The 10,392-nt window shown below is 40.0% G+C and carries 11 protein-coding genes and 1 other annotated feature; all 11 genes read left to right on the forward strand.

What is annotated here, in order from left to right; genetic code table 11:
- Positions 1–232: 232 nt before the first annotated feature.
- The 11 genes from KO561_RS08475 (at position 233) to pyrR (ending at position 10,269) form a co-directional block, all read left to right on the forward strand.
- A complete protein-coding gene (locus KO561_RS08475; RefSeq protein WP_231096674.1) occupies positions 233–502 on the forward strand; it encodes a YlmC/YmxH family sporulation protein in 270 nt (89 codons plus the stop codon).
- 57 nt (positions 503–559) lie between these two features.
- The gene (gene pgeF / locus KO561_RS08480; RefSeq protein WP_231096675.1) at positions 560–1,366 is read left to right on the forward strand and encodes a peptidoglycan editing factor PgeF; all 807 of its coding nucleotides are present in this window, start codon (positions 560–562) and stop codon (positions 1,364–1,366) included.
- Between the two features lie 21 nt (positions 1,367–1,387).
- Entirely contained in the window at positions 1,388–2,062 is a 675-nt protein-coding gene (locus KO561_RS08485; protein ID WP_231096676.1) for a YggS family pyridoxal phosphate-dependent enzyme, read from the forward strand.
- A 15-nt stretch (positions 2,063–2,077) separates the two neighbouring features.
- The gene (locus KO561_RS08490) at positions 2,078–2,494 is read left to right on the forward strand and encodes a cell division protein SepF (RefSeq protein WP_231096677.1); all 417 of its coding nucleotides are present in this window, start codon (positions 2,078–2,080) and stop codon (positions 2,492–2,494) included.
- A 27-nt stretch (positions 2,495–2,521) separates the two neighbouring features.
- Positions 2,522–2,782 carry a YggT family protein gene (locus tag KO561_RS08495; RefSeq protein ID WP_231096678.1) on the forward strand — a complete coding sequence of 87 codons (261 nt, stop codon included), beginning with the start codon at positions 2,522–2,524 and terminating at the stop codon, positions 2,780–2,782.
- Positions 2,783–2,845: 63 nt separating this feature from the next.
- On the forward strand, positions 2,846–3,622 hold the full coding sequence (locus tag KO561_RS08500; protein WP_331000843.1) for a YlmH family RNA-binding protein: 777 nt from the start codon (positions 2,846–2,848) through the stop codon (positions 3,620–3,622).
- A gap of 107 nt (positions 3,623–3,729) precedes the next feature.
- The gene (locus KO561_RS08505) at positions 3,730–4,224 is read left to right on the forward strand and encodes a DivIVA domain-containing protein (RefSeq protein WP_231096679.1); all 495 of its coding nucleotides are present in this window, start codon (positions 3,730–3,732) and stop codon (positions 4,222–4,224) included.
- 74 nt (positions 4,225–4,298) lie between these two features.
- Positions 4,299–4,527, forward strand: a binding site (T-box leader).
- A gap of 85 nt (positions 4,528–4,612) precedes the next feature.
- Complete coding sequence (gene ileS / locus KO561_RS08510) at positions 4,613–7,375, forward strand: isoleucine--tRNA ligase (protein WP_231096680.1); 2,763 nt, start codon at positions 4,613–4,615, stop codon at positions 7,373–7,375.
- A 784-nt stretch (positions 7,376–8,159) separates the two neighbouring features.
- Positions 8,160–8,630 carry a signal peptidase II gene (gene lspA / locus KO561_RS08515; RefSeq protein WP_331000844.1) on the forward strand — a complete coding sequence of 157 codons (471 nt, stop codon included), beginning with the start codon at positions 8,160–8,162 and terminating at the stop codon, positions 8,628–8,630.
- Positions 8,630–9,544: an RluA family pseudouridine synthase gene (locus KO561_RS08520; protein WP_231096681.1), complete on the forward strand. Its 915-nt coding sequence runs from the start codon at positions 8,630–8,632 to the stop codon at positions 9,542–9,544. The genes lspA and KO561_RS08520 overlap by 1 nt, the downstream gene beginning before the upstream one ends.
- A gap of 182 nt (positions 9,545–9,726) precedes the next feature.
- Complete coding sequence (gene pyrR / locus KO561_RS08525; protein ID WP_231096682.1) at positions 9,727–10,269, forward strand: bifunctional pyr operon transcriptional regulator/uracil phosphoribosyltransferase PyrR; 543 nt, start codon at positions 9,727–9,729, stop codon at positions 10,267–10,269.
- The last annotated feature ends 123 nt before the right edge of the window (positions 10,270–10,392 follow it).

Genomic DNA, 10,392 nt, shown 5'->3' on the forward strand with positions numbered 1-10,392 from the left:
GTCTGATTTCTGGCACGGCACTAGTCTAAACTCGTCCTCTCGACCTACAGTGATTATCCAAAAATGTTTACGTCGCAATTCATATCAACTAACCAGATAATATTCCATACTTGGAAAAGCAACAGTCTTTAAACACAGCCTTCATTATAAAATAAAAAAATTCAGTTTATAAAGAAAATAAGCCATTCTTTCGCATAGTATGTCTATATAGCGAATAAAAGGTGGGGATAAATTGATTACTCTATCGGAGCTACAAATAAAGGACATCATCATAGTGGAAGAAGGAAGAAGGTTAGGAAATATAACGGATTTAGAGATTGATGAGGAACGTGGCCGCATCACGCATCTAGTTGTAGGAAATAAAGGAAAAGTGATGGGGCTGTTTGGGAAGGATGAAGAAATAACAATTCCGTGGGATCAAATTTTAACGATTGGCACAGATGTGATCCTTATCCGAAAAAGTGGCAATCCACAACTTGCCACGAGTCATCCAGTTGAGTAACTGCACAAAATAAGTCGATATATGATAGAATAAGTGGCATTAGGAGGCGATTATCGTATGAAAGAACCCTTTCAACAAAAACATCCTTCCTTTGTCGCATTGGAAGAATGGCAAAAATGGAATGAGGACCTAGTTGTAGGCATTTCGACACGAGAAGGTGGATTTAGCTCCGCTCCGTTTGATTCCTTAAATGTTGGACTTCATGTTCAGGATGATGCAACAACTGTTGTTCGAAATCGACACCAACTGGCAGAAAATATTGGGATTCCATTAGACAATTGGGTGTTTGCGGAACAAGTTCATACGACTAATATCTCCGTTGTTTCGGAAGAGGACCGCGGGAAAGGTAGCAAATCATTAGATAGCGCCATTCCAGCCTGTGATGGTTTGATTACGAAAGAAAGAGGAATCGTATGTGCTGCATTTTATGCAGACTGTGTTCCATTATTTTTTTTTGATCCAGAAACGGGGTGGATTGGGATTGCTCATGCAGGCTGGCGAGGAACCGTCGATGGAATGGCACCAAAAATGGTACAAACATTGGTGGAACAAGGAGCAAATCGTGAGTCCTTACGTGTTGCCATTGGTCCTTCTATAGGAAAAGCTAATTATCAGGTAGATGCAAAGGTAATTCAGCATATTCCCAATGCGCACCACGATTCAGCGGTTCATCAGCAGAGTGAAACCCATTATTTGTTAGACTTACAAGCATTAAATAAGGAATTGTTACTTATGGAAGGTGTGCAAGAGACGCATCTTTATACGACAAAATACTGTACGTATCAAGACGATCAATTATTCTTTTCGCACCGTAGAGATGAAGGGAAAACTGGTCGAATGCTCGGTTTTATCGGATTTAAATAGAGGGAAAGGAGAGAAGGATCCTTGTCACTGGAATCGAATTTATCCACGATATTAAACAATGTTAGACAATCCTGTGAAAAAGTCGGCAGAAATCATGACGAAATTACCATCATCGGTGTGACAAAATATGTTACAATAGAGCGAGCACAAGAAGCGGTCGACAAGGGTATTAAACATTTAGGGGAAAATCGGCTAGAAGGACTTCTGGAAAAACAGCAAAGTTTGTCCGAAGATCCGGTTTGGCATTTTATCGGTTCCCTTCAGTCGAGAAAAGTAAAGGACCTCATTGACATTGTATATATGATCCATTCCTTGGACCGTTTGTCCCTTGCGAAAGAAATTCATAAACGTGCTAATCAACCAATCGATTGTTTCGTACAAGTCAATACGAGTGGAGAAGAGTCTAAGCATGGTCTTCATCCAGATGATGTACATAGCTTTATAGAGAAGCTTGCACCTTACACAAATGTACGTGTTGTTGGACTTATGACGATGGCACCACATGTGGAGGATGAAGCGACATTACGGAGTACGTTTTCCAAACTTAGAATGCTAAAAGACGAGATTATGGCCAAGCAATTGGATTATGCACCTTGTTCCTATTTATCGATGGGAATGAGTAATGATTATCAGATTGCGATTGAAGAAGGTGCGACTCATATTCGTATTGGAACCAAGTTAGTTGGATCAAAATAGTATGGGGTGGAGAAGATGAGTTTAAAGAATAAGATCAAGACTTTCTTTACGTATGATGAAGATGAATTTGAGTATGTAGAAGAAGAAGCTGCAGCAGGAATTGAAGTTCCAGAAACACTTTCTCGTAAAAATCGTAATGTGGTAAGCTTAAAAAGTGTTCAATCAACATCTAAAGTTGTTCTTTGTGAACCGAGATCTTATAGTGAAGCACAGGAAATTGCTGATCAGATCGTAAATCGCCGTGCAGTTGTCATTAACCTGCAACGTGTAGATTATGCACAAGCAAAGCGAATCGTAGACTTTTTAAGTGGAACGGTTTATGCTGTTTCTGGACAGATTCAAAAGCTTGGAGAAAATACCTTTCTCTGTACACCTGACAACGTAGATGTTTCAGGTTCCATTTCGGACATGCTTGAAGAGGAAGAATACTGAGTATGTCTAACTAAAGGGTGATGGTTAATGGTCGAGTTATATACAATATTATCTTATGCAATTCAGTTTTATAGCTACGCGCTAATCGTTTACATTCTGCTATCCTGGTTTCCAGGTGCTCGGGAATCTTCTTTTGGAACATTCTTAGCAAGAATTTGTGAACCTTACTTAGAGCCTTTTCGAAAAATCATTCCACCACTTGGCATGATAGATATTTCACCAATTGTAGGGATTTTAGTACTGAACTTTGCATCAAGAGGATTGTACGTCCTATTTACAATGTTTTAGGATAAGATGGGGAAGCTTGGCCTTAGCCAGGCTTCCTTTCATGTACAGATAGAAGTGAGGATTATGATGGACATTTATCAACATTTTCGAAAAGAGGAACAACCATTTATCGATCAAGTCCTATCCTGGAAGGAAGAGGTTAGCAGGAATCATATCTATAAACTAAGTGATTTCTTAGATCCGCGAGAGCAAATGATTTTTACAACGCTTATTGGTAAGGATCCAGAGTTTACCCATAGCGTTTTCGGGGGAGATCCGAAAGCAGAACGAAAAAAAGCTATTTTAGCGCCCTTTTATGAGACTATTGCTCCAGACCGATTTGAGATTACGCTTCTAGAAGCTAGTTACCCGGAAAAATTTGTATCACTGGAACACCGGGATGTACTAGGGGCGTTTTTGTCACTTGGTATTCAACGAAAAAAACTTGGCGACCTTATTGCAAAAGATGGTAAAATTCAAATCCTCGTAAGTTCCGATATTTCTCCGTATGTATTAACCAATTTGACGGAGATTAAAAAGGCAAAGGTGCAGTTTAAAGAGGTTTCACTCGACAAAAAACTATCAGATGATTCGGACTGGATTGCCCAGGAAAGTACGATATCTTCTTTACGTTTAGATGTTGTTATGAAGGAGACCTATCGGATGTCTAGGCAACAAGCAAGTATGTATATCCAAAAAGGGTTAGTAAAGGTAAACTTTCGCCCAGTCGAAGATCCTTCTTTTACCATCCAGCAGGAGGATATGATTTCCGTAAGAGGGAAAGGAAGAAGCCGTCTAAAAAGTATTGAAGGGGTAACAAAAAAAGAAAAATATAAAGTGACGATTGAAAAATTGAAATAATTTTAACATTTTTGCAGGATTTTCTGAGTTTATGTCGAAATTTTTGTTAGGTCTTTTTTACGATTTTTTAATTTTTGGAAAATAGCAATTTGAGGAGGTGGCCATACGTGCCATTAACGCCATTAGATATCCATAACAAGGAATTTACTAGAGGGTTTAGAGGATACGATGAGGATGAAGTAAATGAATTCCTCGATCAAGTTATCAAAGACTATGAGCTTCTCATTCGAGAAAAGAAAGAACTTAATGAGAAAGTAGATTATTTGAATGAGAAATTAGGTCATTTCACGAATATTGAAGAAACGTTAAATAAGTCCATTCTCATTGCCCAAGAAACAGCAGAAGAAGTAAAAGGAAATGCGGCAAAAGAATCCAAGCTTATCATTAAAGAAGCAGAGAAAAATGCAGATCGAATTATTAATGAAGCACTCCATAAATCAAGAAAAATTTCTATTGAAGTTGAAGAGCTAAAGAAACAAGCAAAGGTATTCCGTACACGTTTGAAAATGTTAGTGGAAGCTCAGCTTGATTTAATTGAAAGTGGAGATTGGGACGGGCTGTTTGATGTAGATCTTGGAGATGGACAAGATCAAGACAACTAAGTTACCCTATTGGGCTTGACGTTAATCGGAATTTTACATATAATTCATTAACAATAGACCAATCAATTATGATGAAACATACAATGACAGGGAAAGTATAAAAGTGCTTCATTGGTTGAAAGCGAATCAGGGTTGGTGGAAGCCTGATCCAAACACTTTTAGAAAATCACCCTTTAGTATCCATTCGAAAACGTTGATGAGTAGAAATGGACGGTTCATTCCCGTTACGAATACACAAGAGGATTATGGGTTTAATGTCCATAATCTACAAGGGTGGTACCACGGGTCCTTCTCGTCCCTTTTAGGGATAAGAGGGGCTTTTTTGTTTTCATTAAGGTTAATCAAGGATCAAGTCCTGTAGGAAAGGAAAAAAAGGAGGAAAATACACATGGATTATAAACAAACACTGCTAATGCCTCAAACGGATTTTCCAATGCGAGGTAACTTGCCGAATAAAGAGCCTAAAATGCAAGAAGAATGGGATCAAGTGAACATGTACGAAAAGGTACAAAAACGCACAGAAGGACGCCCACTATTTGTTTTACACGATGGACCTCCTTATGCGAATGGTGACCTTCACATGGGCCATGCGATGAATAAAGTCTTAAAGGATTTTATCGTCCGTTATAAATCGATGGCTGGATTCCATGCTCCATACGTGCCTGGATGGGATACACACGGTTTACCGATTGAATCGGCTTTAGCGAAGAAAAAAGTAGACCGTAAGAAGATGACCGTTGCGGAATTCCGTCAAAAATGTGCCGAATACGCGTTAGATCAAGTGGACCGTCAACGTACGCAATTCAAGCAACTTGGGGTCCGAGGTGATTGGGAGAATCCTTACATTACGCTTACAAAAGATTATGAAGCTGCTCAAATCAAAGTATTTGGGGAAATGGCTCGTAAAGGGTATATCTATAAAGGTTTAAAGCCTGTTTATTGGTCTCCATCCTCTGAATCCGCACTTGCGGAAGCGGAAATTGAATATCAAGATAAGCGATCTGCTTCGATTTACGTCGCGTTCCCTGTTAAAGAAGGAAAGGACTTGTTGCAAGGAGATGAGAAATTCATCATCTGGACGACGACTCCTTGGACGATTCCAGCTAACTTAGCCATTAGTTTACATCCTGACTTAGAATATGCAGTTGTAAAAGTAAACGAAGACAAGTTTATCGTAGCCCATGACATGCTTGAAGAAGTTACGACAAAACTAGAATGGGAAAACACGGAAGTCGTCCAAACGTTCAAAGGACAACAAGCTGAAAATCTCGTTGCGAAACATCCTTTCTATGATCGCGATTCACTCATTATCTTAGGGGATCACGTAACAACAGAAAGTGGTACAGGGCTTGTTCATACGGCACCTGGCCACGGGGAAGATGACTTCCTAGTTGGGAAGAGATATGGATTAGAAGTGCTTTGTCCGGTAGATGAAAAAGGGACCTTTACTGCGGAGGCACCTGGATTTGAAGGGATGTTCTACGATGCTGCTAACAAAGAGATCACGCAGAAGCTAGAAGAAGTAGGAGCATTACTAAAGTTAGAATTTATCACACACTCCTATCCACATGACTGGAGAACAAAAAAGCCAACGATCTTCAGAGCAACCAACCAGTGGTTTGCTTCTATTAAAGATTTCCGAAATGACATATTAGAAGAGATCAAACGAGTACAATGGTACCCAAGCTGGGGAGAAACAAGACTATTTAACATGGTTCGTGACCGTGAGGATTGGTGTATTTCCCGTCAACGTACGTGGGGTGTTCCAATTCCGGTATTCTATGCAGAAGATCGCACGCCAATCATTACAGAAGAAACGATTAATCACGTTTCCAACTTGTTCGCTGAACATGGCTCTAACATTTGGTTTGAGTGGGATGCGAAAGATCTTTTACCAGAAGGATATACGTCTGAACATAGTCCAAATGGTCAGTTCACCAAAGAAACTGACATCATGGACGTATGGTTCGACTCTGGATCCTCTCACCAAGGTGTTTTAGAAAATCGCCCAGAATTACAAAGACCAGCAGACGTTTATTTAGAAGGATCGGATCAATATCGTGGCTGGTTCAATTCCTCTTTATCAACTGCGGTTGCCGTAACTGGGAAAGCGCCATATAAAACAATCATTAGTCATGGTTTTACTTTAGATGGTCAAGGACGTAAGATGAGTAAATCTATCGGTAATACCGTTGTACCTGCTAAGATCATGAAGCAATATGGTGCCGATATCCTCCGTTTATGGGTTGCATCTGTAGATTATCAAGCAGATGTCCGTATTTCGGACGATATTATCAAGCAAACTTCGGAAGGGTATCGTAAAATCCGTAATACATTCCGTTTCATGCTAGGGAACTTACATGATTTTAATCCTGCTGAACACCGTGTGGCGGAAAAGGATTTACAAGAAGTAGATAAGTATATGCTTGTACAGCTTCAAGAATTAATCAAAAAAGTTCGTCATGCCTATGATCATTACGAGTTTTCTACGATTTATTCGAACATCCATAACTTCTGTTCGATTGATCTCAGCTCCTTCTATTTAGATTTCGCTAAAGATATCATCTATATTGAAGCAGAGAATAGTCCAAGAAGAAGAAGTATTCAAACGGTTTATTATGATATCGTAACAGCACTAGTGAAGCTTTTATCTCCAATTCTGACTCATACAACAGAAGAGGTATGGGGCTACATTCCAGGCGTTGAAGAAGAAAGTGTCCAACTTACCGATATGCCAGAAGCAGTCGAGGTAGAAGGACAAGAGGCGCTTAAAGCAAAATGGGATCACTTCATGGAAGTACGTGACGATGTCTTAAAAGCGCTGGAAGAAGCTCGAACTGCTAAAACGATCGGAAAATCACTAGAAGCTAAAATTACGATTGCACCGAAAGATGATAAGACAAAACAATTGCTCCAAGATGTTGCGGATATCCATCAATTGTTTATTGTTTCTGAAGCGGTTGTCGTTGAAGAAGGCAAAGGTGGAAAAGAATATGAGCATGTCTCCGTTCTTGTAGAAAAGCATGAAGGGGAACGTTGTGAGCGTTGCTGGGTTGCGGCTGATACTGTAGGCTCTCATGCGAATCATCCAGAGCTATGTGATCGCTGTGCAACGATTGTAGAAGAGCATTACGCACATGTAACAGAATAAGCTTAAAATAGGCAGGAATAAATGTGTGTTAATCCTAATAAAATCCGAACTGCTTCGAAATTCTATCATTAGAATTCAAGCAGCTCGGATTTTTCTTTTAGAGTGCTTTTGTAATTTTGTTGCAGATAAGATATAAAATGCGACGTAACGATCTTTGGATAATTACTAAAAAGTCAAGTTTAGCCTAAATGCCACGCTCCGGCAGAATACTTCGCTTTCCGCGGGCACGGCCTCAGCTTCCTCGGAAGAACACCACTTCCTGCGGGATCTTCGGCTCGCGCTGTTCCCGCTGGAGTCTACGTATTCTGCCTACGCTTGTAGATATTTTCTAATATAGTGGGTTATTAGCACCTATAAAATAAGTAGACCAAGAAACACCTCTGACTTGAAAAGAACTCCGTACTAAGCTTCGGAAAAATGCGAGACTCCTGTGGGAAAGGAACAGTTGAAGACCCCACAGTGAGCGTTCTTTGCGAGCGAGGAGGCTGAGGCGTTCCCCACGGAAAGCGAGTATTTTTCCGCAGCGCCGCATTAGCAGTCAACTTGATAAAGTATATACGAGTCCTTATTTCGTTACGTCGGAGTATATATAAACTTTGAATGACGATCCAACCATTGAAAATTAACTTTTAAGCTTTTTATCATGTAATCGTTCGCCTCCATAGAGAAAGTTATAGTTTGTTCCAGCTTGTTTATTTGCTAACATACACATACAAGGTAATTTTTCTATTAAGAAAAATCTATGGTAAAATCAGATAGAGTTACATGAAGAGAGAAATGGGGAATGAAGTTGATTTACTATTTACTAGCATTATTTATCATTGGCATCGATCAATTAACAAAATGGCGAATTGTTCAAACGATGGATATCGGAGAATCCATTCCGGTCATAGAGCCATTTCTCTACATAACGTCACACCGTAATACAGGTGCTGCTTGGGGCATTCTAGAAGGGAAGATGGGCTTCTTTTACGTCGTAACGGTTATCGTGATTGCTGTAGTTGTGTATTACATGCAAAAGTACGGGAAAGAAAGCAAGCTGGCAGGCATTTCCTTAGGACTTATATTGGGTGGAGCAATCGGGAACTTTATAGATAGACTGTTCCGTAAAGAAGTAGTAGATTTTGTAGATGTATATATCGGAAGCTATGACTTTCCTATTTTTAATGTAGCCGATTCTGCATTAGTAGTAGGGGTTATTGCTTTATTAATAGTTACCTTCATCGATGAACGACAGAAAGGAAGAACAAAATAATGCCAGAAAATCACCGTCATATGGTAGACCCAGATGAACAAGGGGATAGAATTGATAAAGTTTTAGCGAAATGGAATGAGGACGCCTCCAGGTCTCAAGTCCAAACATGGATTAAAGATGGATTAGTAGCTGTAAATGGAGAAAAAGTAAAAAACAACTACAAATGTCAGCAAGGGGACGAAATTACGTGGGAAATTCCAGAGGCTGAACCATTAGAGCTCGAGGCGGAGAATATTCCATTAGAAATCATTTATGAAGATAGCGATGTTCTCGTCGTCAATAAGCCGAAGGGAATGGTCGTACATCCGGCAGCTGGACATGGAACCGGTACACTCGTAAATGCTCTTCTATATCACTGTCAAGACCTATCAGGGATCAATGGAGTCATTCGACCAGGAATTGTTCACCGTATTGATAAAGATACGAGTGGCTTATTAATGGTTGCAAAAAACGATAAAGCTCATGTTTCACTAGTCGATCAGTTAAAAGCAAAGACAGTTAAACGCTCTTACCAGGCAATTGTGCACGGGGAGATTGGCCATGATTTTGGGACAATAGATGCTCCGCTTGGTAGAGACCCTGGAGATCGCCAAAAAATGGCAGTCGTCGATGATGGAAGACATGCGGTTACGCACTTTGAAGTGATTAAACGTTTTAAAAACTTTACTCATATTAAATGTGTTCTAGAAACTGGTCGTACCCACCAAATTCGTGTCCATATGAAATATATAGGTCATCCACTAGCTGGTGATCCTAAATATGGACCGAGAAAAACGTTAGACATGGATGGTCAAGCTCTCCATGCGGAAGTGTTAGGCTTTGAACACCCGTCTACGAAGAAATGGGTGGAATTCCAGGTGGATCCGCCGGAAGATTTCGATGAACAATTAGATTTATTAGAAAAGATGAGTTGACAGAACGTCCAATGTTTGGAATAATTAAGAGAGAACAAATGAGATCCTTTAAAGACAGTCCCGTGAGGCTGAGAAGGTGTACGTGAGAATGGCATAACTATGTCTTCAAAACCTTTTCCCTGCGGTGGAAAGGTTTTTTTAATGGATATCTCGAAAGCTTCCATTGATAAAGGGTGAGCAGAATGAAGAAAAAAGCAATCGTCTTAGATGATGCAGCCATTAGAAGAGCGTTAACGAGAATTGCTCATGAAATTTTAGAAAGAAACAAAGGGGTAGAAGGATTGATTCTCGTTGGGATTAAAACGAGAGGTATTCCTTTAGCAAAGAGACTTCAGGAAAAAATTGAACAAATTGAGGGTGTAAAGGTTCCGATTGGAGAGCTCGATATTACGTTATATAGAGATGATTTAACCCCAGTTGATCAAGAAGCAGAGCCTACCATTAATGATTCGCGTTTCGACGAATCTATATTAGGAAAGACACTAGTTTTAGTAGATGATGTTTTGTTTACTGGAAGAACGGTTCGTGCCGCAATGGACGCAATCATCGATCAAGGGAGACCTTCCCAAATTCAACTAGCGGTCTTAGTAGACAGGGGACACCGAGAATTACCAATCCGTGCAGACTTTATCGGAAAAAACATCCCGACTTCCCAAGAGGAAGTAATCATGGTGGAATTAGGGGAAACGGACGCACAAGATCAAGTCAGTATTTTTGAAAAGTAATTAAAGAAGTACCTTTAAATGAGTCCAGAGAGGCTTGTAAGGTTGTAATGGAGACGTGCATATTTCCTGCAGGTTTGCCTCTTTGCGACTTTACGCGAAGAGGCTTTTTTAATGCCTAAGATT

The organism is Radiobacillus kanasensis, assembly GCF_021049245.1.
In the GTDB taxonomy this organism is placed as follows: domain Bacteria; phylum Bacillota; class Bacilli; order Bacillales; family Amphibacillaceae; genus Radiobacillus; species Radiobacillus kanasensis.

Coding starts and splice junctions, on each gene's coding strand:
- pgeF (WP_231096675.1), top strand. CDS start 560: ATGAAAGAACCCTTTCAACAAAAACATCCTTCCTTTGTCGCATTGGAA.
- KO561_RS08490 (WP_231096677.1), top strand. CDS start 2,078: ATGAGTTTAAAGAATAAGATCAAGACTTTCTTTACGTATGATGAAGAT.
- KO561_RS08495 (WP_231096678.1), top strand. CDS start 2,522: ATGGTCGAGTTATATACAATATTATCTTATGCAATTCAGTTTTATAGC.
- KO561_RS08500 (WP_331000843.1), top strand. CDS start 2,846: ATGATGGACATTTATCAACATTTTCGAAAAGAGGAACAACCATTTATC.
- ileS (WP_231096680.1), top strand. CDS start 4,613: ATGGATTATAAACAAACACTGCTAATGCCTCAAACGGATTTTCCAATG.
- lspA (WP_331000844.1), top strand. CDS start 8,160: ATGAAGTTGATTTACTATTTACTAGCATTATTTATCATTGGCATCGAT.
- KO561_RS08520 (WP_231096681.1), top strand. CDS start 8,630: ATGCCAGAAAATCACCGTCATATGGTAGACCCAGATGAACAAGGGGAT.
- pyrR (WP_231096682.1), top strand. CDS start 9,727: ATGAAGAAAAAAGCAATCGTCTTAGATGATGCAGCCATTAGAAGAGCG.